We start from the raw sequence: 21,531 nt of genomic DNA, 5'->3' as shown, positions 1-21,531 counted from the left end.
ATGAACAGGTTGATGGCCATCAAATAAAACTGCGCCCCTGGTATCCCAGGGGCGCAGCGATCTGGATCTCTGTAGTCAGCGTGTCGACGACTTAACGACCGACCACCGTGCCCGTGCAGACGCTCGCGTTACCGATATCGAGGTTCCACGTGCTCGCGTTGCTCAGGAAGTCGTTCGAGATGGCCGTCTGGAAGTTCGACGGAACCGTGTCGAAGCCATTGCCGTGAACGATCGACGCGAAGCTGGCGTTCGTGAAGTGGTTGTTCAGGAAGTCGTGAACGGCAGTCTTGACGGTCGCGTCCTTGTAGCACTGGCTCAGGATGATCTGGCTGGTGCCGGAAACCGGGTAGCCCGACGCCGGGTTGCCGGCGGCCGGCACCCATTTCGAAGGATCCGAGGCGGCGGCCTTGAGCGCCGGCGGCGTGACTGTACCGAGTGCCGTCGAAGCATTCGCGTACGTCGGTGCGTAGTACGTGCTGTTCTTCGCGTTCACGAGGCTGGCCACCGGCAGTTGCAGCGCGCCGGCCGACGTCACGACCGTGCTCTTCGGCGCCAGGAACGTGTTCGTGTAGTCCGGGCTCAGGTATGCAACGGCAGCGCCGGTGGAGGACGACAGCGCATTGCGCACGCCGCCGCTTCCCGAAGCGCCGGTGAAGTTGGACGGCACGACGCCGCCCGGGAACGAATCCGTGAACGTCAGCGAATCGACGAACGTCACGCCCGAAGCCGTATTGGTGGTCGAGCAGACGGCTGCCAGGTGGCGGGTCAGCAGTTCGGTCGTGCCGCTGCCGTCCGTACGGTAGATGACCTTGATCGGCGTGCTGGTCGTCGTGTACGCCGAACCGGTTTGCGGGTTGATGACGGGGTTGGCGTGGGTGGCGCCCGTGCCGGCCCAGTCGGTGATACGACCCGAGAAGATTCCGCAGAGATCGTCGTCGTTCAACGCAACGCTATGCGCTTGCCCCGGCGTCGTTTGCGGGGTCGTCGTGCTCGTCACGGCAGGGCCGTTGACGAGCGGCACCGTGATCGGCGTGACGATGTACGGGATCTGGATCAGCGGGCCGTTGGTCGCGCCGAGGCCTGCTTTGTACGACGTGATTTGCGCAGCCAGCAGGGCCGCATCGCTGTTCGCGAAGTGGACCGTGCCGGTGACACCTGCGCCGAAGTACGTCGGCTGGTTGCCCAGGAACGCGTTCTGGCCGGCACCCGAGCCAACCGAGTAGTACGTGAACGAGCCTTCGGCGGTGCCGAACAGGCCGATTTCGGTCGCGGTGTTGCCGATCGCGCCGATGGTCGGAGCAACGAGCGACGAACCGCCGCCGTGGATGTCCGCGGCCATTGCGGCCGTGGCGCCCAGACCGGAAACAACGAGAGCGAGGACTTGACAGATCTTGCGCTTGCTGGATTTCATGAGAAATTTCCTTGGACGAAGATAAACGGGAACCCCTGCTACTGCGGTTGGAATACTTATGGACCGCCGGATAAATGTAGGGGGAAATCCGAATGATGCGTGTGAATTTTTCATAACGAATGGTACGGAACATTTTTATTGAATAAGCCATTGCGTTATCCGGATTGATAAAGCGTGGATTGGCGTGTTATTCCGCGCAGGCAGGAAGTTCGGATATTGTGATTCGGGTGAGGGAAGCGCCGACGGGCCGAGAGCTGAAGCGTGCACGAGACTTGGTGCGGGCCATCAACGCCGCCAGCGAGCCCGAGCGGCGATATCGTAGTTTCAAGACGGTTTCGTGGCGGATGTTACGGAACATTCCGGGCGCCGATGAATATTCCCTCATGCGATGTATTTCCGCCATCGAGCGGGAAATGGTTTAAATGGATGAGGGCGGCGTTGCCTCTTGTTGTTAATGTGCGAGGGATTAAAAACTGTCGATAAAGATGAAATCGTTTTTAAGATATAAAGAAACCACGGCCCAGTAATAAGACCCGCCAAAAAGGTAGCCCAACATCCGTCACAAATTTGCGCCGGTTCGCTCCGTAGTCTTCCCCGGCGACTCCGTCCGGCATGCTGCGCGACGTCATGGAAAGCAGTCGCACCCGTGACAGGAGAACACCGGCATGTCGGCATTCCGCTACGAAGCGATCGATCCCACCGGCCGCACGCTGAAGGGCGTGCTCGAAGCAGACAGTGCGCGTTCGGGGCGCAGCCAGTTGCGCACGCAGGGCCTGACGCCGCTCGTCGTCGAGCTGGCCGCGCAGCGTCTGCACGGCGAGCGTCACCAGCGCCTGTCGCTCGGCCGCAAGCTGTCGCAGCGCGAGCAGGCGATCATCACGCGCCAGCTCGCGAGCCTGCTGGTCGCGGGGCTGCCGCTCGACGAATCGCTGTCGGTGCTGAGCGAGCAGGCCGAGCGCGACTACCTGCGCGAGCTGATGGCATCGATTCGCGCGGAAGTGGTCGGCGGCCATTCGTTCGCGAACGCGCTGAGCCAGCATCCGCGCGATTTCCCGGAGATCTATCGCGCGCTCGTCGCGGCCGGCGAACACACGGGCAAGCTCGGCATCGTGCTGTCGCGCCTGGCCGACTACATCGAACAAAGCAACGCGCTGAAACAGAAGATCCTGCTCGCGTTCACCTATCCGGGCATCGTCACGCTGATCGCGTTCGGCATCGTCACGTTCCTGTTGAGCTACGTGGTGCCGCAAGTGGCGAACGTGTTCACCAGCACGAAGCAGCAACTGCCGACGTTGACGGTCGTGATGCTCGCGCTGTCGGAGTTCGTACGGCACTGGTGGTGGGCGTCGCTCGCGGCGATGGCCGCGCTCGTCTATGCGATCCGCAAGGTGCTGTCGCGCGATGCGCCGCGGCTCAGGTTCGACAGGTGGCTGCTCACCGCGCCGCTCGCGGGCAAGCTCGTGCGCGGCTACAACACGGTGCGCTTCGCGAGCACGCTCGGCATCCTCACCGCGGCCGGCGTGCCGATCCTGCGCGCGTTGCAGGCGGCCGGCGAAACGCTGTCGAACCGCGCGATGCGCGACAACGTCGACGATGCGATCGTGCGCGTGCGCGAAGGCTCGGCGTTGTCACGCGCGCTGGCCCATACGAAGACGTTTCCGCCGGTGCTGGTGCACCTGATTCGCTCGGGCGAGGCGACCGGCGACGTGACGACGATGCTCGACCGCGCATCCGAAGGCGAATCGCGCGAACTGGAGCGTCGCACGATGTTCCTGACGAGCCTGCTCGAACCGCTGCTGATCCTCGCGATGGGCGGCGTGGTGCTCGTGATCGTGCTGGCGGTGATGATGCCGATCATCGAGCTGAACAACATGGTGCAGTGATGCGCGGTTCAGCGCACGTAGGCGTTGGCCTTATCCGTGGCGGGCAGCGCGATCTCGCGTTGCAGGCCGCGGCGGTCGACGACGATCGAGCGTGCGCGCACTTCGGCGAGTGTCGCGGCCTCGCCGATCGCCGCGCCCAGCGACACGACGCGCGACGCCTCGCCGCCGATGCTGACGATCGCTGCCGCGCGGCGTGCATCGAGCGCGAGCACACCGAGCAGCTGGATCGTGTCGCGGCTGTCGTCGGGTTTCGCGCCGAACAGCTGCGCGCCGGCGCTGACGTCGAACGGTGCGCGCGGTGCGATGTTGGTCTGCACCGGCGCGTCGGGCGCGCTCAGCACGCGCACGGCCCACAGCGAGACGGCGACGAGCGCAGCGCCGGAAACGAGCGTCGCGACGAGCGGCACGAGATCGGCGCGGGACGGAACGATGCGAAGCAGGTCGAACGATTTCATGGCGACGGGCCGGTGCGATGAGCAGAAGAGGTTTTCCATTCTTTGATGCAAGGGTGAATGCATGATGACGGGCTCCAACGAAACCCGAACGTCGTATGACGGTCATCCGCGTGACGGAACGGGAGCGCATCGCCGCACACAACGCGGCTTCACGCTGATCGAAATCATGGTGGTGGTCGCGATCCTCGGGATTCTCGCGGCCCTGATCGTGCCGAAGATCATGAGCCGCCCGGACGAAGCGCGCCGCATCGCCGCGAAGCAGGATATCGGCACGATGATGCAGTCGCTGAACCTGTATCGCCTGGATAACGGCCGCTATCCGTCTCAGGAACAGGGGCTGACCGCGCTGGTCGAGAAGCCGGCCACCGATCCGGTGCCGAACAACTGGAAGGACGGCGGCTATCTCGAGCGGTTGCCGAAGGATCCATGGGGCAATCCCTATCAATACTTGAACCCCGGCGCGCACGGCGCGATCGACGTGTTCAGCTACGGCGCGGACGGCAAGCCGGGCGGCGAGGGGAACGATGCGGACATCGGCTCGTGGCAGTGACGGCATGACGTACCCGAACGGAAACATCCGCCACCCGCGCACGGCGCGTCGCGCGGCGGCAGGCTTCACGCTGCTCGAGATGCTCGTCGTGCTCGTGATCGCGGGGCTGCTGGTCGCGGTCGTGACGCTCGCGCCGTCGCGCAATCGCCGCACGGATCTGGCCGAGGAGGCGCAGCGCCTGGCGAACCTGCTCGAATCGGCCGGCGACGAAGCGCAGGTGCGCTCGATGCCGATCGCATGGCAGCCGGTCGGCGGCGGTTACCGGTTCGTGCAGCGCACGGAGAACGGCGGGTGGGCGCCGATGGCCGACGATATGTATCGTGCGCGCCGCTGGGGCGCCGAGGTGACGGCCGTGTCGGTGCGCTACACCGGCGGCGGCGACGCGCCGTCGCGCATCGTGCTCGGCAACGAAAGCATCGACGTGCCGGTGACGATCACGCTGTGGTCGGGCGACGTGCGGATGGCGGTCGTCGGCACGGGGATCGGCAACTTCGTCGTGCGCCGGCCGTGAGCGTGCGGCGCACGAACGCGGCACACCGCATTGATTCGATCCACTGCACGCTTCACCTGACTGTCACAGTGCCCGTTCACAATTTGACGTTCGCTTGCGACGGAACCGCTCACGGGGGAGCGCGTTCCGGCATGCAGCGTGCAACTCCACTTCCGACCAGGGATTCATGACTCGTTCACGGGCGCCGAGCGGTGTCCTGGCGCTCGTCGCGTGGCTCGTGTTCGTCGTGCCGTGCATGCGCGGCCTGCAGGCGCAGGAGACCGGTTCCACAGGCCGCCCGCCGGGCAGCATCGCGCATTTCGATCTGCCCGCGCAGCCGCTCGCGAGGGCGTTGCAGGATTTTGCGCGGCTGACCGAGCTGATCGTGCTGGCGCCGGCGCCGTTGCTCGACGGGCGCACGAGTGCGCCGGTACAGGGCGATTACGTCCCGCGCGACGCGCTCGGGCGGATGCTGGCCGGAACGGGGTTGCGTGCGGAATTCTCGGGGCCGGACGAAGCGATCATCGTCGCGCAGCCGGAGGCCGAGACGGTTCCCGATCCGGCCGACACGCCGGCGGACGCCGCGCTGCCGATCGACGGGATCGGCGATTCCGGCGAGCGGCGCGCGTTCGCGGGCTTGCTGCAGGCGCATCTGATCGAGGCGCTGTGCGCGCAGCCGGCGGCGGTGCCGGGCAGCTATCGACTCGTCGCGCAGGTGCGCATCGACAACAGGGGGGCGGTGGTGGCGGTCAACATGGTGGCATCGAGCGGTTCGGCCGCCCGCGACGCGGCGGTGATGCACGCGCTGCGCGCGCTGAAGCTGGACGATGCGCCGCCGGCGGACCTGCCGCAGCCGGTCACGATCCTGTTGCGGCCGGCCGGCAACGGCGTGCATTTTCGCTGCCCGCCGACAGCGTCGCGAGGCTAGACCGTGTCCGACACCACTCGCATCGGGCTCAGGAAGCTGCTGGCGACGCGCTACGCGTATCTGGTCAGGCGTCTCGAACGCGTGACGGGCTCGAAGGACGGCGCGGCCGACGCGCTGCACGAGACCTGGCTGCGCCTCGAGAACGCGAACGTATCCACGCAGGTGACGAACGCCGACGCCTATATACTCGGGATGGCGAACAATGTCGCGATCGACCAGCATCGCCGGGAGCGCCGCCATCTGCACGACGACGATGTCGAGACGCTGCTCGATACGCCCGATGAACTGGCCGACCCCGAGCGTATCGTCGCGGCGCGCCGCAAGGTCGATACGCTGAAGGACGTGCTGCGCGGCCTGCCGTCGCGGCGCCGCGCGATCCTGCTGGCCGCCCGCGTGGACGGTCTGCTGAACCGCGAGATCGCCGAGCAGTTCGGCATTTCGCTGCGGCTCGTCGAAAGCGAACTGAGCGCGGCGATGAAGTACTGCCTGCAGCGCATGCAGGAAGACGGCGATGCGTACGCGGGCTCGCGAGGCGGGCCGCGTAAATTTTGAGTACTCGGACGATGACGAAAGCCCAGGCCGAACCCGCCCACGACGCACTCGACGAAGCGAGCGCGTGGCTGCTGCGTCTGCGCTCGGGCGACGCGAGCCAGGCGGAGGCCGACGCGTTCGAGCGCTGGTGCGCCGATCGTCCGCAGGCGGCCGCGCTGCTGCGCGACACCTGGGGCTCGCTGCGCGCGGCGGCGGCCGAACTCGCGCATGAAGAACGCACGGCCGCGGCCTGGGCGGACGTTGCGAGGCGCGAGCGCTCGATGCGCACGGGCCGGCGCGCGTTCATCGGCTTTGCGGTGGCGGCGGGTGCGTCGTGGCTCGCGGTGCGGCCGCCGCTGCAGTTGTGGCCGTCGCTCGGCGATCTGGCCGCCGATTACCGCACGGGCACCGGCGAGCAGCGCAGCGTCGCGCTGTCGTCGCGCGTGACGGTGGCGATGAACACACAGACACGCGTCGACATGTTGCCGGCGAGCGATGCCGCGCACGGTGTCGAAGTCGTCGCCGGCGAGGCGGAGATCGATGCGGCCACGCCGCCCGCCGGCCGCGCGACGCCGATCCAGCCCGTGACCGTGGTTGCGGGCGACGGCCGCATGCAGGCGACGGTCGCGCGCTTCAACGTGCGGCGTACCGGGTCGCAGGTGTGCGTGACCTGCCTGTCGGGCACGGTCGCGCTCACGCATCCGCGCGGCGCGCGCACGCTGAAGGCCGACGATCAGGTGATCTACGACGATCGCGGCGTGCAGCCCGTGTCGCGCGTCGATCCGGGCGCGATCAGCGCATGGCGGCGCGGGATGCTGGTGTTCAACGGCGTGCCGCTGTCGGACGTCATCGACGAAATCAACCGCTATCGCCCGGGCAGGGTCATCCTGCGGCGTGCCGCGCTCGGCACGAACCGGATGCAGGCACAGTTTCCGATCACGCGGCTCGACGACGTGATCGACATGGTCGGCCGCCTGTATGGCGCGCACATCACACGTCTGCCCGGCAATATCGTATTGCTGAGCTGACCGGCTTTCCCCGCTCTCCCTCATCCTCCTCCGGCAGGCGACCCGTTCGCGTCGCCTCGGGCCGCCCGTGCACTGCGGGTTAAGGCCCTTCGTTACGACCTGATCAATGAGGGCCGGCAAACGCCGGGCAGTCGTTCGCGACCGCCGGGTGGAGCGTCGTCGGGCCCGAGGCGTGGGTGGCAAGCGCCCCGGCCGCGCGGCGACGCGCGGTGCGGGGGATGGGTGTCGAGGGAGCTTCGGGCGGTGGCGTGATCATGAACGAATCGCAACGGAATGCGGATTCCGGCGACGCGAACGCGCGCGCCGACACGATCCGCGAGGGCGCGGTGCGCTGGCTGCTGTGGCTGCGCACGGGCGATACGACGGCGCGCGAATTCGACGCGTTCCGGCGCTGGCGCGCGCAAAGCGACGAGCATGCGCGCACCGTCCGCGAACTGATCTGGATGTGGGCGGTGCTGGAGACGGTCGGGCGCCAGGAGCCGGGCGAGCCGCCGCGCACGCATTGATGCGTCGCGCCGCGGGCCGGAGCGCCTGGAACCGGGGCGCGCCGGAATCGTTTACATGCTCGGGTGCGGTGAGCGTCGCAAGAAAGTCTGCGGGTTAACCGGGCCTGCTTCGACCTTGTATATGAGAGAGCGAGGGGGCCGTGGGGCGGAACCGGGGGGCGGGAGCAACCGCCTTCCGGATTGCCGCGGGGCAGGGTGTGCCGCACGTGTATCGAACGCGCCCCGTTTGTCAGGGCGACGATTCGTCCCGCATGCCGGCGCGCGCGCTGCGCCATGCGGCGTCGAGCGGATCGCCGCTGTCGCGCAGCGGTTCGCGCAGAAAGGGAAAGCGTTCGAAGAACGGTGCGGATTCTTGCAGGGCCACGATATGGTTGACCATCCATTGCAGCAGATCGCCGCCGTGCCTGACCTGTTCCGGGCGCCAGTCGGGCATCGCGGAGAAGCATTCCGCGAAGCCGCTCCAGCGCGACGGCCGGTCGTTGTCGCCGGGCCGGAAGTAGGTATTCATCGCGACGTCGCGTGCGTCGGTCAGCGTGCCGACGAACAGCCCGTGCGGCGTCGGCACGCCGATCTGCTGCCAGTGCTCGGCCAGCGCGAGCGAGCGCATCACGCGCGCCACGACGAACGCGACATTCGTTTCGTGCTCGATTTCCGTCAGCGACATCACGCCGTTGCGCTGCATGCAGCGCGCGACCGCGTGCGGCCGGATCACGTTCGACGCGAAGCTGCGCAGCACGAGATCGGGCACCGTCAGCTGCAGCTGGAATTCGCGCAGGCCGTGCTCGGCGCTCATCGTCGCGAAGTTGACGAACAATCCTTCGGCCTGGCCGAGCGTGCCGACGTATGGATCGAGCCCGAGGCGCGCGAGCTTCGGCGCGATCTGGCGCTCGAACAGCCGCAGCAGGTTGCGGCGGTTGCGCACGCCGGCGAAATCGTCGATGCCGCGCGTGACGACGTCGCTGATCTCCCAGCGGCGCGCGTCGGCGAGCAGGCGCGGCGAGCGGCTCAGGTCGAAACGGGCGCGGCCGTGCGCCACGCGTGGATCTACGTACATGCCGGTGCCTCGTGCATCGATTGCGGGCGGACCGCCGCGACGGCGCGTCGTCGGGCGCATCCGGTCGCTCACGATGCTGCGGCGTCGAAAGCGCTCCGTCAAGTGCGCGCACGGCGCGGCGCATGCTCAACCAGACAGTGTGGGGTGACCCGATGATGCGCACGATCGTGGAACGCTTTGTCGAGCAAAGCCCGATGACGATCATGACGCGGCTCGTGCTGCAGTGCGCGCTGCATGACGACTGGATCGAAGCCGCCACGGACATCGACGACGAGCCCGACGGCGAATCGATCCGCGAGGCGCTGTTCGCGCTTGCCGTCGACGCGATCGCGGCGATTGCCGTGCGGCAGCGGAGGCCGGAGGCGATCGGTGGGGCCCCGCCGGGCGCCGGCGCGGCCGTGACGGCGCTGCACGACGGCATGAGCCGCTGGCGGGCCGGCTGGGGGCGCGCGCTCGTGAAGGACAGCGTGGAGCTGCTGCTGCCCGTCGCGATGGTGCGTACCGACGGGCGTGCCCGCGCGTTCGACGGAATGCGGCTGCGCGTGCTGGACGGCGCGGACGATGCGTGTGCGCCGCGGGCCGGCGGTTGCGGCTGCGGACGCGCGTGCGACGAATCCGTGCGCAATGCGACGGGCGGCGGCGCGCGCGTATTGCCGGTCTACGATCCGGATCTCGGGATGATCGTCGACCTGCTGCCGTACGAGCGCGGCCGTTCGCACGAGCGCGCGTTCGTCGGTGCGCTGCTCGAAACGGTCCGGCCGGGCGAGCTGTGGATCGTCGACGGCCGCTTCGATACGGACGCGATCCTGTCGGGCTGGCCGCGTCGCGGCGGCGCGTTCGTGATGCGCGAATACGGTCGCTCGGCCGCGTGCCGGCCGCTCGGCGACTGGCTGGGTGCAGGCATGCTCGGCGAAGGGCAGGTGTTCGAGCAACCGGTCGGCATGGTGGGCGACGGCGGCGTGTCGGGCGCGTTCCGGCGGATCGAATGGCGTCGCATCTCTGCGGATGGCGAACCGGGCGAACCGGTCACGCTGCTCACCGACCTGCCGGCCGCGCAGTTCGACGCGCCGCAGGTCGTGCAGCTGTCGTGCCGGCGCTGGCGCGACGCGCTGCCGTTGCCGCTCGAGCCCGGGCCGGGCGGCGCGCCGTTCGGCGGCGTGCCCGCGCGCGCGGCGCTGCTGGCGAGCGGGATCGAGGCGTTCGCGTACAACGTGTTCAGCGTGATGACGCATGTCGTCGGCGGTGCGCTCGATCTCGACGCGCGCGACGCCGAGCGCCTGCCGGCGCTGATCGCCGACGGCGTCGAGGCCACTTATGCGGGGATGATGATCGCGCTGCCGCCCGACTGGTGGCAACGCTACGACCAGCTGCCCGCGACGACGCTCGGCCAGATCGTGCGGATGCTCGCGGTGCACGTCGATCCGCGCAGCGAGCGGCGCCGGCGGCGCGACAACCGGCTGTCGACGAAGTCGCAGGCGCTGCTGCGCGCGGCGACGCTCGAACGCCTGCTGCACGACGACGGCGACGATCCGGCCGCGAACGTGTTCAGCCTGCGCACGATCGCGATGGCGACGCGCGACTTCAGCAGCAATCCGTCGAAGGCGCTGCGGCACGCGGGCGAGGCGCTCGTGATGGTCACCAAGTACAACCGGCCGATCGCGCTGCTCGTGTCGATCGACGACTGGAACCGGCTGCTCGGCGAAGTACGCGAGACGAGCCTCACGCGGCTGTCGTTCGATGCGGCGGCGTCGCAGGGCGCGCGGTCGGTCGGGTTGAGTGAAACGTCGCTGAATTGGTGATTCAAGGTGGCGGGCCGGCAACCGTGTTGCCGGCTCGTGCACCTGCCGCCTCCCGCCTCCTGCCTCCCGCCTCAACTCGTCAGCCGCCGCACCCAGATCACCGACGTCCACGCGAAATTTCCGCTGCCGTAGCGCGCGATCAGCGTGTCGACGCGTGCGTTGATTCGTGCCGAATGCACGCGGCAGTGCACGATGAAATAGCCGCTGCTGACGCCGACCGCCGACCCGTCGGGCAGCGTCGGGCTGCCGCCCTGCGCGGGCAGAAGGTATTCGGCGATGTCGCCGGTGCTGACGAAATACGCGGTGGCGCGCCGGTCGACGAGCCGTTTCGCCTGGCTCTGCGACAGCGTCGGAATCGCGGCCATGAGCACGGGTTCGGCCGCCGTGTTCGCGTTGACGACCGTGAGGTCGGGCAGTACCGTCACGAACGGCGCGAGCGCGTCGATCGCATGCGCGTCGTAGCCGGGAATGCGCGCGAGATCGTCGACGGACACGAGCTGCAGCGGCCAGCCGCCCGGGCCGTTCGCATCGCGCAGCGAGTTCAGCATGTAGTCGGCCGTTTGCTGCGCGAGCGCGGGGGCGAGCGACAGTTCGCCGAGCAGCCGCCGGTACGCGCGCACGCCTTCGCCGTTCGCCTGGTACGGCTTGCCGGGCGCGATGCGTGACACGAGGTTCATCAGGTTGAAGCGCGCCTGCGCATCCTCGACGCTGCCCGAGATCCACGCACGCGACAGCTCGGCGTTGACCGCAGCGGCTTCGGGCGGCAGCAGGTCGGAGAGCTGCATGTCGGCGATCGGCGCCGACCAGGTCTGGCCGACGAACGTGACGTTCGACGTCGCGGCCTGCGCGCGCAGCGTCGCGCGTGCCCATTCGACCGCGGCGCGCTCGACCCACATCGTTTGCGTCGCGAGCCGCTGGTTCTCGACGTCGCGCGTCGCGATCTGCTGGCGCCACAGCACGCTGGCCGCGAGCGTGGCCGCCAGCGCGACGACGAGCAGCACCGTCACGATCGCGATTCCGCGTTCGCGCCGCGCGCGTGCCGTCCATCCGCTTCCGTGTCGATGCATCCGCGTGCCCCCGCAGTGTCGGCGCGACGCGCTCAGGTTTCGAACGCCAGCCACGCATGCGCGATGCTCGCATGCGCGGATGACGTGACGCCGAACATCGCGGCGAGCCCCGCGACCCAGAATGCGAGCGATGCGGGCCGCATGCCGTCGGCCGCGAGCGGGCCGACGAGGCCGGCGATCGCGTGCGAGCGCCACAGCAGCAGGACGAACAGCGCGCAGTCGACGGCCATCGCGATCGCGAACATGTGCAGCGCAACCGTCGAGCGTCGCGTGAACGGCGTGCGGTGGTGCCGCTGGTTCGTCGCGACGATCGCGGCGCCGTGGGCGATGGGCACGATCGCCATCACGAGTCCCCAGAACAGCGGCTGGTCGCTCGACGAATTGATCAGCAGCAGCGTGCCGATCGTCCAGATCGGCGGCGCGACCAGCGTGAGCACGGCCCACGACAGCAACTGCCACGCGAGCCAGGGCGCGCGCCAGCGCAGCGGGCGATTCGGCGCGGCATAGGCGACGGGCGGCAGCAGCCGCTCCGGGGCGGCGGAGGTGCCGGACAGCCGCCCGGCGAGCCACCGTACGAGCATCGTGGCGAATGACATGGGTTGTCCTGTCGTTGACGTTTCTTCTCTTCTCCATAGCTAGGACGAATCGTCCCGCCGCAAGCCGCAGGATTTCGCGCGGCCGGTGCGTTGCCGCGCTGCCGCGGCGCACAACCGGCGCACGTAAACGGTCTCGTGCCGGTTATGCGTGTGTTTCGTGAATATCTTCAGCGGAATGTCACGAAAACTTCCCGGTTGAAACCCGACGATTGTCGGGCCGTACGCGGGCAGGGCGCGGTTTGCGCACGCCGGCCTCGCGACGCGGCGACACGTTTGCCGGCGGCCCGCGCGCAAGTACGGGATGCTGAAGAGCCGCAACTCGGCCGGGCGACGGCACGCACACGAAACGGGGGCCACACTGGGTCATGCGCAGTGCTCGCGCGAATCGCGCGGGCCGTCGATTGCGCACGCATTGCAGCCCGCATTCCACCGGTCGCACGATGCCGGTGCACCGGCGAGGCAACCCGCGGGCCGTTCGCGTCGACCGTTTGCCCGTGGTGGCAGATCGGTCGACGTGTCGCAAAAAATTCTTGCGGCAATGCGCGCTTCGTTCCGTCTAGGTAGGTGGGAGCTGCGACTTGGTGCGCCGCACGCGGCCCCGTTCGCGACCGACGCGCAGGCGTCGGGTCGGCGGGCGGGCGAACGCGGAGATGCGCATTTTTCTCATCAGGCGGCGTGAAGCCGACAGGTGCATGACAGTGGAACAGTTCGAGAAGACCCGGCCGGCCGCCGACGGCGGAGCGGCGCAGCACGACGCATCGGCACGCGAAGCGGAAGCGCTGGCGCCCGTCATCAATCTGCGCGATACGGGGCGCTTTCTGCAGGTGCTCGACGCGCTCAAGTGCTCGCTGGCCGTCAGCCGTCGCCCGTCCGGCGTGGCCGTGATCGGCGTCGACGGCGGCGTGCCCACGCTGTCCGCGTGCCTGTTGCCGCGCTCGATGGGGATGGCCGTGTCGGGCAACCGGCTCGCGGTCGCGACGATGCACGAGCTGATGGTGTTCGCGAACGTGTCGACGCTCGCGCCGCTCTATCCGGGCCGCCCCGATCATTACGACGCGATGTTCGTGCCGCGTCTTTCCTACTACACCGGCGATCTCGACCTGCACGACATGGCGTTCGACAAGCACGTCGTGCTCGCGGTCAACACGCGCTATTCGTGCATCAGCGTGATCGACGGCTATTTCAATTTCACGCCGATCTGGCAGCCGCCGTTCGTGACCGAGACGCGGCCGGACGATCGCTGTCACCTGAACGGCATGGCGTTCAGCGACGGCAAGGTGCGCTTCGCGACCGCGCTCGGGATGAGCGATGCGCCGTTCGGCTGGCGGGGCGGGATGGCCGACGGCGGCATCGTGATGGAAGTGCCGTCCGGCCGCATTGTCGCATCGGGCCTGTCGATGCCGCATTCGCCGCGCGTGATCGGCGGCCGCCTGCACGTGCTCGAAGGCGGCCGTGGTCACGTGCTGCAGATCGATCCGCAATCGGGTGCGCGGCGCGTGCTCGCGACGCTGCCGGGCTTCACGCACGGCCTCGCGGAATACGGCGGCGTGCTGTTCGTCGGACTGTCGAAGCTGCGCGACAAGCGCGGGCCGCAGGGGCTGCCGATCGAACGCGAGGCCGATGCGCTGATTGCCGGCGTCGCCGCGCTCGACGCGAACAGCGGCGACGTGCTCGGCATCCTGCAGTTCTTCAACGGGGTCGACGAGATTTTCGACGTGCAGGTGCTGCCGAACGTGCGGCGTGCCGAAATCCTCAGCCCGCCCCAGTGGGCCGAGACGCCGTCGATCGTGACGATGCAGGGCGGCTTCTGGCAGACGCGGCCGCGCGAGGACGACGAGCCCGCGAACACGAGCGGATCGAAACAATGAGCATCGATCGTTGCGGGTTTTCCGATGTCGTTACGTCCTTATCGGTAGACACGACGCATGGGGCGCGCGGCGCGTCGACGAAGCGCCCGGGCGGCGTGCTGTGGCTCACGGGATTGTCGGGAGCAGGCAAGACGACGCTGGCCGATGCGCTCGCGATACGGCTGCACCAGCGGCGGACGCATGCGATGGTGCTCGACGGCGACCGGTTGCGCGCAGGGCTGAACCGCGATCTCGGCTTCACGGTGCGCGACCGCTTCGAGAACGTGCGTCGCATCGCGGAAGTCGCGGCGCTGACGAGCGAAGCCGGGGCGGTTGCGATCGTCGCGGTCATTTCGCCGCTCGCGGCGATGCGCGATGAAGCGCGGGCGATCGTCGGCGCCGCGTTTCGGGAAATATATGTGAGCACGTCGCTGGCCTGCTGCGAGGCGCGCGACCCGAAAGGGCTGTACGAAAAGGCGCGGCGTGGCGTGCTGAAAGAGTTCACCGGCGTGTCGGCGCCGTATGAGCCGCCGGTCGATGCGGATCTCGCGATCGATACCGGCCGCGTATCGATCGAGTCGTGCGTCGATACGCTGCTGCGATACGCGTGCGTGCAGTTCGGATGTGCGGCCGACGTGTGGCCGGCGACGGTGCGCTACGACTGAGCGGGAAGAGACGGAAAGAGAAAAGCATCGCGCGGAACATGATAAGGATGGCGAATCAATCGTCATAAAAGTGAAACAGGCATTTGATAGCGGAGCCGGCAGCGGAGGCTGTTCGGCGCCGCTGCGATCCGGAACAACAAAGGGGAATGGCGCATGCCGCCGAGAGTAGACCGCAAGTCACGCGAACCGTGGCGGCTGAAATGCCGATGCCTGGCCGGCGCCGCGCTGGTCGGAGGGCTGAGCCTCGCGCCGGGCGTCCGTGCGCAGGAGGCCGCCGCGGCACCGGCCGCGAAGGCGGCCCCGGCGGCGCCGCAGACGTTCGACTTGAATGCCTTCGTGGTGCGCGGCAACACCATGCTGCCGACGCTCGAGATCGAGAAGGCGGTGTATCCGTTCGAAGGCCCCGGCCGTACGCTCGCCGACGTCAACGCCGCGCGCGATGCATTGCAGAAGGCGTACCAGGATCGCGGCTATCAATCGGTCGTCGTCGAACTGCCGCAGCAGCAGGTGAAGAACGGCGTGATCCTGCTGCAGGTGACCGAGGCGAAAGTCGGCCGGTTGCGCGTCGACGGCGCGCAATACAACTCGCCGCAGAATATCCGCGATGCGGTGCCCGCGCTCGCCGAAGGCAAGGTGCCCGATTTCAACCAGGCGCAGCAGCAGCTCGCCGACCTGAACCGTTCGGCCGATCGCCAGGTGATTCCGGTGCTCAAGCCCGGCGCGATGCCGCAGACGGTCGATGTGGATCTCAAGGTCGACGATCACAGCCCGCTGCACGGCACGCTCGAGCTGAACAACGACAACAGCCCCGGCACGTCGACGCTGCGCACGAGCGCGAGCCTCAGCTATTCGAACCTCTGGCAGCTCGGCCACGTGATTTCCGGCACCTACGTGATCGCGCCGCAGCATCCGAACGATGCACGGGTCTACGCGTTCTCGTATCTCGCGCCGATCAAGGATTCGCGCTGGAGCTTCCTCGCGACGGTCGTGCATTCGGACAGCAACGTCGCGTCGGTCGGCGGCACCAACGTGCTCGGCAAGGGCACGACCTACGGCTTCACCGCGATCTATGCGCTGCCGGCGTCGGATACCTATGCGCACTCGGTCAGCATCGAGATCGACCGCAAGCACTACGACGAGAACGTGAGCATGGTGGGCCAGACGTCCACCGCACCGCTGACCTATGTGCCGGTGACGTTCTCGTACAACGGCCAGTTGAGCCTGAAGAACTCGCAGACGTCGTTCTCCGCGTCGCTGACCACCAACATCCGCGGCCTCGGCAGCGACTGGGGCGCATGGGACAGCAAGCGCTACGACGCGACGCCCGATTTCGTGTACGGCAAGTTCGACGTCAATCACACGCAGCGCTTCGCCAACGACATGCAGGCCAACGGCCACGTGAGCGCGCAGATCTCGAATTCGCCGCTGGTGTCGAGCGAGCAGTTCGCGGCGGGCGGGATGAACAGCGTGCGCGGCTACATGCAGGCGGAGGACACGGCCGACAGCGGCGTGATCGCATCGCTCGAGCTGCGCAGCCCGTCGCTGTCGAAGTGGCTGGGCGGCGCGGTGGGCAGCGGCGTGAACGAATGGCGCTTCCATGCGTTCTTCGACGCGGCGCACCTGTGGCTGCTGAGCCCGCTGGCGGAGCAGACGTCGCGCTTCAACCTGATGAGCGTCGGCTTCGGTACGCGGTTGCAGATCATGAAGTACGCCAGCGCGGATTTCGAGGCCGGCTGGCCGCTGAAGGCGGGCGTCTATACGCGGCAGTACAGCCCGCGTTTCGATTTCTACGTGCGGCTGGGGTTCTGACGGATTTTTTTTGATCGTGCGGGGGCGATGCAACGTGCGAAGCGCCCGCACATTCGGGGAGTGGATCGTGAAGCGAGTCTTGTTTTTCCTGTTGGCGGTGATGCTCGGCGTGTTGCCCGGCATCGCGAACGCGTGGTGGCAGAACGACTGGTCATACCGGAAGTCGATCACGATCGACACGAGCCCGAAAGGCGCAAACCTCGCGGAGTCGGCCGGCCGCGTGCCGCTGCTGATCCGCCTGCACTCGGGCAACTTCCAGTTCGACGGGCTGGCCGACAACGGCGCGGACATCCGCTTCGTCGCAGCGGACGACAAGACGCCGCTGAATTACCACATCGAGCAATACGATCCGGTGCTCGGCGTCGCGCTGGTCTGGGTCGACGTGCCGAAGCTGCCGGCGGGCGGGGCCGAATCGATCTGGATGTACTACGGCAACAAGAAGGCGCCCGACGGCGGCAAGCCGGCTGAAACCTTCGATGCGGACTATACGCTTGTCTATCACTTCAACGGCGCGGCCGGCGCACCGCCGAAGGACATGACCGCGTACGGCAACAACGCGCAGAACGCGACGTTCCGCACGATCGAGGACGGCATCGTCGGCAAGGGCGCGCGCTTCGACGGCAATGCGTCGCTGACGCTGCCGGCGAGCCCGTCGCTGAATGTGCCGGCCGGCGGCAGCTTCACGTTCAGTGCGTGGGTAAAGCCGGCGGCGCTTGCGCCGAACACGCTGCTCTACGGGCGCCGCGACGGCACGAACGCGTTGCTGATCGGCCTCGACAACGGCGGGCCGTTCGCCGAAGTGCAGGGCGGCGCTGCGCCGGTCCGCACGCCGGCCGCGTCGCCGCTCGCCGCGAACCAGTGGACGTATCTCGCGGTGACGGCCGACGGCAAGAACCTGACCGTCTACGTGAACGGCAAGCAGGCCGCGCAGGTCGCGGCGACGCTGCCCGCGCTGAATGGCGTTGCGACGGTCGGCGCGGATGCCGCCGGCGCGCCGGCGGCGCTAGCAGGCTACACGGGTGCGCTCGACGAGTTGCGCCTGTCGAAGATCGCGCGTTCGCCGGCCGTGATCGCGGTCGATGCGCTCGCACAGGGTTCGGAATCGAAGCTCGTCGCATACGGCGCCGACGAGAAGCAGTCGGGCTTCGGCTTCGGCTACTTCGGCGTGATCGTGCAGTCGGTAACGGTCGATGCGTGGGTCGTGATCACGATCCTGCTCGCGATGGCGGTCGTGTCATGGATCGTGATGTGGACGAAGGCGCGCTACGTCGGCACCGTCGACAAGGCGAACCAGTATTTCGTGCAGCGTTTTCGCGAAGTGGCCGGGCGTCACCTGGTCGGCCTCGCGCATGTCGATGAAGGCAGCGCCGAAGGGCGGCGCCTCTACCAGTCGTCGCTGTACCGGTTGTACAAGGCCGGCGTGCACGAAATCCACAGCCGCGTGGACGGCAATGGCCGCACGGTGATCACGAGCGAGTCGATCGAGGCGATCCGCGCGTCGATGGACGCGACGCTCGTGCGCGAGAACCAGCGGCTGTCGAAGTCGATGGTACTGCTGACGATCGCGATCTCGGGCGGACCGTTCCTCGGCCTGCTCGGCACGGTGGTCGGCGTGATGATCACGTTCGCGGCGATCGCCGCGGCCGGCGACGTGAACGTGAACGCGATCGCGCCGGGTATCGCGGCCGCGCTGCTGGCGACCGTCACGGGCCTGTTCGTCGCGATTCCCGCGCTGTTCGGCTACAACTACCTGCTGATCCGCAACAAGAACGTGACCGCGAACATGCAGGTGTTCGTCGACGAATTCGTCACCCGCCTCGCCGAAGCGCACCGCGCGCCGGATCACGCGGTGCTGGCCGACTGAACGCACGCAGGAGATCACCATGCAGGTTCAGGACGACGACAAGCCGTACGACGACATCAACATCACGCCGATGCTCGACCTCGCGTACGTGCTGCTGATCATCTTCATCATCATGACGACCGCATCGGTGCAGGGCATCAAGGTCGATCTGCCGAAGGCGAGCTCGTCCGCGAGCCTCGCGAAGCCGAAGACGAAGGCGATCACGGTGGCCGATTCGGGGCAGATCTTCCTCGACGCGTATCCGGTGACGATGGACGAGCTCGAAAGCCGGCTGCGTACCGAGAAGGCGACCAATCCGGAATTCCCGATCGTGCTGAAGGGCGATGCGGCCGTGCAGTACCAGAGGGTCATGGACGTGCTCGACCTGCTGCGGCGCCTCGACCTGTCGCAGGTCGGCCTGGTGACCGGCAAGGCGAAGCAGGGCGGCTGACGCGATGGAAATGACCTACAACGGCGGCCCGCCGCAGAAGGGCCCCCGCCGCTACGTGAAGCCGGTCGCGATCGCGCTGGCGCTCGTGGGGCTCGCCGCGCTGATCTGGCATTACGCGGGCGACACGGCCGGCGTGAAGCGCGCGAGCGCGCCGCAGGTGACGACGGTGATTCCGCTGCCGCCGCCCCCGCCGCCCCCTCCGCAGAAGCCGCCGCCCGAGAAGGTGAAGGAAGAGGTCAAGACGCCGGTCGACAGGCCGACGATCGCGCCGAAGCCGTCCGAGGCGCCGAAGCCGTCGGACAACCAGCCGAAGCAGATGACGATGAACGCGCCCGCGCAGGCCGGCACCGACAGCTTCAACATCGGCGCGGGCGACGGCTCGGGGATGGTCGGCAGCGGTGGCGGCGGCAAGTTCGGCAACGCGAGCTACGCGCAATACATGGTGTACGTGCTGCAGCGCGCGATCGAGCAGGACAAGGGCGTTCAGGAGGCGGGCGGCGCGCGCTTCACGGGCAGCCTGAACCTGTGGATGGACGCGTCCGGGCGCATCACGAAGGTGACGGTCGCGCAGTCGACGGGCGACGCGAAGCTCGATGCGGCGGTCGTCACGGCGGTGGAATCGCTCGGCAAGGTCGACGAGGCGCCGCCGCCCGCGACCGCGTATCCGGTGCTTGTCAGGTTGCAGGGGCGCAAGCCGGCATGACGGGCGCGCGTGAAAAGCGAATCAATCATGGGGCGGCATCCGTCGCACGGATGTCGCCGAAAAAGAAACGGAAAGTGTTCGGAGTCCTTCGATGATGCAGAAGATGAACGGACGGGGCGGGGTGCCCCGCAACGGCGCGCTGCCCACGCGTCTGTCGCGCGTCGGCGCGGCGGTGCTGACGCTCGGGCTGACGTGCGCGTCGGCCGCTCACGGGCAATCGCTCGAGACGCAGGCGGCGACGGGCAAGGCCGCGCCGACCGAGAGCGTGGTGATCAACCTGATCAACCTGCTCGTGAAGCGCGGCGTGCTCACGCAGCAGAACGCGAGCGAGCTGATCAGCGAGGCGCGCACCGAGGCCACGCAGGCCCGTGCCGCGCGTGCATCGGGCGCGCCGGTGGTGGCGGCGGGCGGCATGGTCAACCCGACGACGCAGCCGGGCGACGTCGCCGTGCCGTACGTGCCGCAGGTGGTGCGCGACCAGATCCGCGACCAGGTGAAGCAGGAAGTGATCGCGCAGGCGAAGTCCGAGAACTGGGCGCAGCCGAACACGTTCCCCGACTGGGTGTCGCGCATCAAGATCGACGGCGACATGCGCGTGCGTGACGAATATCACTTCTACGGCAGTCGCAATACGAATGGCGTGACGAACTTCGCGGCGATCAACCAGGGCGGCGGGTTCGACGTGAACTCGAACACCAACCTGACGCAGATCCCGACCCAGAACACCACGCAGAACCGCAACAACCTGCTGCGCTACCGCGCGCGGCTCGGCGTGACGGCGACGCTGTCCGACGACATGATCGCCGGCCTCCAGCTCGCGAGCGGCAACGACAACGGCCCGGTTTCCACCACGGGGACGGCCGGCGGCGGCTGGGGGAAGAAGAACATCTGGCTGAACAAGGCGTTCTTCGCGTACCGGGCGGCGCCGTGGCTGAACCTGACGGCCGGCCGTTTCGACAACCCGTTCTTCAAGTCGGATCTGGTATTCGCCGACGACCTGATGATGGACGGGTTCGCCGCGAACCTGCGGCATGCACTGCCGTGGAATCCGGACGTCACGCTGTTCGGCACGCTCGGCGTGTTCCCGATCCAGTACACGAGCGAGAACTTCCCGTCCGACAGCACCGACAAGGCCGGCAGCGACACGAAGTGGATGTTCGGCGCGCAGTTCGGCGCGGAATGGAAGATCGACGCGAAGAACCGCCTGAAGGGTGCCGTCGCTTATTACGACTTCCAGAACATGCGCGGCACGCTGTCGTCACCGTGCGCGCTGGGGCAAGGCCCGACGAGCTGCAGCACCGACAACGAGGCGCCCACCTTCATGCAGGGCGGCAACACGCTGATCGCGCTGCGCAACATCGTGCAGAACCCGCAACTCGCGCCGGGGATGACGCCGCAGCCGCAACTGTTCGGGCTCGCGTACAACTACCGGCTGCTCGACCTGAAGGCGCAGTGGGACACCGTCGTCGCCGACCGCTTCAAGCTGAGGCTCGACGGCGAGTACGTGCGCAACCTCGCGTACAACGACAACAAGGCGTTCGCGGCGGCGTCGCTGCCGGTCAACAACTACGAATCGACGTCGATCAACGCGACGCGCGCGGATTATCGCAGCGGCCCGAACGGTTTCCTCGCGAAGGCGACGATCGGCGAGCCGGAGCTGCGCGAGAAGGGCCAGTGGAATTTCTCGGTTGCATACAAGTACCTGCAGCCGGACGCCGTGCTCGACGCGTTCAACGATCCGGACTTCCATCTTGGCGGCACCAACGCGCGCGGCTACGTGCTCGGCGCCGCGTATGCGGTCGCGCGCGACACGTGGGTGTCGGCGCGCTACCTGAGCTCGAAGGAAGTGTACGGGCCGCCGGTGTCGATCGACGTGCTGCAGCTCGAGCTCAATGCACGCTTCTGACCGGAGTCG

Annotated in this window: 20 protein-coding genes; 15 read left to right on the top strand and 5 right to left on the bottom strand. The window is 67.7% G+C overall.

Translation table 11 applies throughout. From position 1 onward, the window contains the following. Positions 1 to 91: 91 nt before the first annotated feature. Positions 92 to 1,411 (bottom strand): substrate-binding domain-containing protein, encoded by a 1,320-nt coding sequence (locus tag BME24068_RS08910; protein WP_174925824.1) that lies wholly within the window; start codon positions 1,409 to 1,411, stop codon positions 92 to 94. Positions 1,412 to 2,076: 665 nt separating this feature from the next. Here BME24068_RS08910 and gspF point away from each other — a divergent pair. Further along, positions 2,077 to 3,294: a type II secretion system inner membrane protein GspF gene (gene gspF / locus BME24068_RS08905; RefSeq protein ID WP_174925823.1), complete on the top strand. Its 1,218-nt coding sequence runs from the start codon at positions 2,077 to 2,079 to the stop codon at positions 3,292 to 3,294. Between the two features lie 8 nt (positions 3,295 to 3,302). Here gspF and BME24068_RS08900 read toward each other — a convergent pair whose 3' ends face one another. Continuing rightward, positions 3,303 to 3,749 carry a type II secretion system protein N gene (locus tag BME24068_RS08900; protein WP_174925822.1) on the bottom strand — a complete coding sequence of 149 codons (447 nt, stop codon included), beginning with the start codon at positions 3,747 to 3,749 and terminating at the stop codon, positions 3,303 to 3,305. Between the two features lie 64 nt (positions 3,750 to 3,813). Here BME24068_RS08900 and gspG point away from each other — a divergent pair, with 64 nt between their 5' ends. From gspG to BME24068_RS08870, 6 genes are all read left to right on the top strand, one after another. Then, positions 3,814 to 4,299 carry a type II secretion system major pseudopilin GspG gene (gene gspG / locus BME24068_RS08895; RefSeq protein ID WP_096501525.1) on the top strand — a complete coding sequence of 162 codons (486 nt, stop codon included), beginning with the start codon at positions 3,814 to 3,816 and terminating at the stop codon, positions 4,297 to 4,299. A 4-nt stretch (positions 4,300 to 4,303) separates the two neighbouring features. Next, on the top strand, positions 4,304 to 4,810 hold the full coding sequence (locus BME24068_RS08890) for a GspH/FimT family pseudopilin (protein WP_239007793.1): 507 nt from the start codon (positions 4,304 to 4,306) through the stop codon (positions 4,808 to 4,810). A gap of 166 nt (positions 4,811 to 4,976) precedes the next feature. Continuing rightward, positions 4,977 to 5,717, top strand: coding sequence for a secretin and TonB N-terminal domain-containing protein (locus BME24068_RS08885; RefSeq protein ID WP_174925821.1), 741 nt, complete (start codon positions 4,977 to 4,979; stop codon positions 5,715 to 5,717). A 3-nt stretch (positions 5,718 to 5,720) separates the two neighbouring features. Next, positions 5,721 to 6,269: an RNA polymerase sigma factor gene (locus tag BME24068_RS08880; protein ID WP_174925820.1), complete on the top strand. Its 549-nt coding sequence runs from the start codon at positions 5,721 to 5,723 to the stop codon at positions 6,267 to 6,269. 11 nt (positions 6,270 to 6,280) lie between these two features. Further along, the gene (locus BME24068_RS08875) at positions 6,281 to 7,276 is read left to right on the top strand and encodes a FecR family protein (protein WP_096501176.1); all 996 of its coding nucleotides are present in this window, start codon (positions 6,281 to 6,283) and stop codon (positions 7,274 to 7,276) included. Between the two features lie 254 nt (positions 7,277 to 7,530). Next, entirely contained in the window at positions 7,531 to 7,782 is a 252-nt protein-coding gene (locus BME24068_RS08870) for a FecR/PupR family sigma factor regulator (RefSeq protein WP_239007794.1), read from the top strand. A gap of 229 nt (positions 7,783 to 8,011) precedes the next feature. On the opposite strand, the gene BME24068_RS08865 is transcribed toward BME24068_RS08870, so the two are convergent. Continuing rightward, a complete protein-coding gene (locus BME24068_RS08865; protein ID WP_096501523.1) occupies positions 8,012 to 8,836 on the bottom strand; it encodes a hypothetical protein in 825 nt (274 codons plus the stop codon). Between the two features lie 152 nt (positions 8,837 to 8,988). Between BME24068_RS08865 and BME24068_RS08860 the strand changes: the two genes are divergently transcribed. Next, entirely contained in the window at positions 8,989 to 10,635 is a 1,647-nt protein-coding gene (locus tag BME24068_RS08860) for a type II toxin-antitoxin system Phd/YefM family antitoxin (protein ID WP_174925938.1), read from the top strand. Between the two features lie 71 nt (positions 10,636 to 10,706). Here BME24068_RS08860 and gspK read toward each other — a convergent pair whose 3' ends face one another. Next, positions 10,707 to 11,702: a type II secretion system minor pseudopilin GspK gene (gspK, locus tag BME24068_RS08855; RefSeq protein WP_174925818.1), complete on the bottom strand. Its 996-nt coding sequence runs from the start codon at positions 11,700 to 11,702 to the stop codon at positions 10,707 to 10,709. Positions 11,703 to 11,734: 32 nt separating this feature from the next. Beyond that, positions 11,735 to 12,298 carry a hypothetical protein gene (locus BME24068_RS08850; RefSeq protein ID WP_174925817.1) on the bottom strand — a complete coding sequence of 188 codons (564 nt, stop codon included), beginning with the start codon at positions 12,296 to 12,298 and terminating at the stop codon, positions 11,735 to 11,737. Positions 12,299 to 12,990: 692 nt separating this feature from the next. Here BME24068_RS08850 and BME24068_RS08845 point away from each other — a divergent pair. From BME24068_RS08845 to BME24068_RS08815, 7 genes are all read left to right on the top strand, one after another. Further along, positions 12,991 to 14,166, top strand: a complete 1,176-nt coding sequence (locus BME24068_RS08845; protein WP_174925816.1) for a TIGR03032 family protein — start codon at positions 12,991 to 12,993, stop codon at positions 14,164 to 14,166. Next, complete coding sequence (gene cysC / locus BME24068_RS08840; protein WP_096501166.1) at positions 14,163 to 14,810, top strand: adenylyl-sulfate kinase; 648 nt, start codon at positions 14,163 to 14,165, stop codon at positions 14,808 to 14,810. The genes BME24068_RS08845 and cysC overlap by 4 nt, the downstream gene beginning before the upstream one ends. 153 nt (positions 14,811 to 14,963) lie before the next feature. After that, positions 14,964 to 16,619: a ShlB/FhaC/HecB family hemolysin secretion/activation protein gene (locus BME24068_RS08835; protein ID WP_239008106.1), complete on the top strand. Its 1,656-nt coding sequence runs from the start codon at positions 14,964 to 14,966 to the stop codon at positions 16,617 to 16,619. Between the two features lie 67 nt (positions 16,620 to 16,686). Beyond that, positions 16,687 to 18,483, top strand: coding sequence for a DUF2341 domain-containing protein (locus tag BME24068_RS08830; protein WP_174925815.1), 1,797 nt, complete (start codon positions 16,687 to 16,689; stop codon positions 18,481 to 18,483). A gap of 19 nt (positions 18,484 to 18,502) precedes the next feature. Then, the gene (locus BME24068_RS08825; protein ID WP_017329012.1) at positions 18,503 to 18,913 is read left to right on the top strand and encodes an ExbD/TolR family protein; all 411 of its coding nucleotides are present in this window, start codon (positions 18,503 to 18,505) and stop codon (positions 18,911 to 18,913) included. 4 nt (positions 18,914 to 18,917) lie between these two features. After that, positions 18,918 to 19,616: an energy transducer TonB family protein gene (locus BME24068_RS08820; protein ID WP_096501164.1), complete on the top strand. Its 699-nt coding sequence runs from the start codon at positions 18,918 to 18,920 to the stop codon at positions 19,614 to 19,616. A 91-nt stretch (positions 19,617 to 19,707) separates the two neighbouring features. Beyond that, on the top strand, positions 19,708 to 21,522 hold the full coding sequence (locus BME24068_RS08815) for a putative porin (RefSeq protein WP_174925814.1): 1,815 nt from the start codon (positions 19,708 to 19,710) through the stop codon (positions 21,520 to 21,522). Positions 21,523 to 21,531: the final 9 nt, after the last annotated feature.

It is taken from the genome of Burkholderia anthina (assembly GCF_902498995.1).
In the GTDB taxonomy this organism is placed as follows: Bacteria; Pseudomonadota; Gammaproteobacteria; order Burkholderiales; family Burkholderiaceae; genus Burkholderia; species Burkholderia anthina.
This window is presented reverse-complemented; position numbering and strand designations above follow the sequence as displayed.

Excerpts from the sequence above, each read along its gene's own strand:
- BME24068_RS08845 (WP_174925816.1), top strand. The coding sequence starts at position 12,991 with ATGACAGTGGAACAGTTCGAGAAGACCCGGCCGGCCGCCGACGGCGGA.
- BME24068_RS08890 (WP_239007793.1), top strand. The coding sequence starts at position 4,304 with ATGACGTACCCGAACGGAAACATCCGCCACCCGCGCACGGCGCGTCGC.
- BME24068_RS08910 (WP_174925824.1), bottom strand. The coding sequence starts at position 1,411 with ATGAAATCCAGCAAGCGCAAGATCTGTCAAGTCCTCGCTCTCGTTGTT.
- cysC (WP_096501166.1), top strand. The coding sequence starts at position 14,163 with ATGAGCATCGATCGTTGCGGGTTTTCCGATGTCGTTACGTCCTTATCG.
- BME24068_RS08835 (WP_239008106.1), top strand. The coding sequence starts at position 14,964 with ATGCCGCCGAGAGTAGACCGCAAGTCACGCGAACCGTGGCGGCTGAAA.
- BME24068_RS08885 (WP_174925821.1), top strand. The coding sequence starts at position 4,977 with ATGACTCGTTCACGGGCGCCGAGCGGTGTCCTGGCGCTCGTCGCGTGG.
- BME24068_RS08820 (WP_096501164.1), top strand. The coding sequence starts at position 18,918 with ATGGAAATGACCTACAACGGCGGCCCGCCGCAGAAGGGCCCCCGCCGC.
- BME24068_RS08875 (WP_096501176.1), top strand. The coding sequence starts at position 6,281 with ATGACGAAAGCCCAGGCCGAACCCGCCCACGACGCACTCGACGAAGCG.
- BME24068_RS08825 (WP_017329012.1), top strand. The coding sequence starts at position 18,503 with ATGCAGGTTCAGGACGACGACAAGCCGTACGACGACATCAACATCACG.
- BME24068_RS08860 (WP_174925938.1), top strand. The coding sequence starts at position 8,989 with ATGATGCGCACGATCGTGGAACGCTTTGTCGAGCAAAGCCCGATGACG.
- BME24068_RS08815 (WP_174925814.1), top strand. The coding sequence starts at position 19,708 with ATGATGCAGAAGATGAACGGACGGGGCGGGGTGCCCCGCAACGGCGCG.
- BME24068_RS08870 (WP_239007794.1), top strand. The coding sequence starts at position 7,531 with ATGAACGAATCGCAACGGAATGCGGATTCCGGCGACGCGAACGCGCGC.
- gspK (WP_174925818.1), bottom strand. The coding sequence starts at position 11,702 with ATGCATCGACACGGAAGCGGATGGACGGCACGCGCGCGGCGCGAACGC.
- BME24068_RS08850 (WP_174925817.1), bottom strand. The coding sequence starts at position 12,298 with ATGTCATTCGCCACGATGCTCGTACGGTGGCTCGCCGGGCGGCTGTCC.
- BME24068_RS08865 (WP_096501523.1), bottom strand. The coding sequence starts at position 8,836 with ATGTACGTAGATCCACGCGTGGCGCACGGCCGCGCCCGTTTCGACCTG.
- BME24068_RS08900 (WP_174925822.1), bottom strand. The coding sequence starts at position 3,749 with ATGAAATCGTTCGACCTGCTTCGCATCGTTCCGTCCCGCGCCGATCTC.
- gspF (WP_174925823.1), top strand. The coding sequence starts at position 2,077 with ATGTCGGCATTCCGCTACGAAGCGATCGATCCCACCGGCCGCACGCTG.
- gspG (WP_096501525.1), top strand. The coding sequence starts at position 3,814 with ATGACGGGCTCCAACGAAACCCGAACGTCGTATGACGGTCATCCGCGT.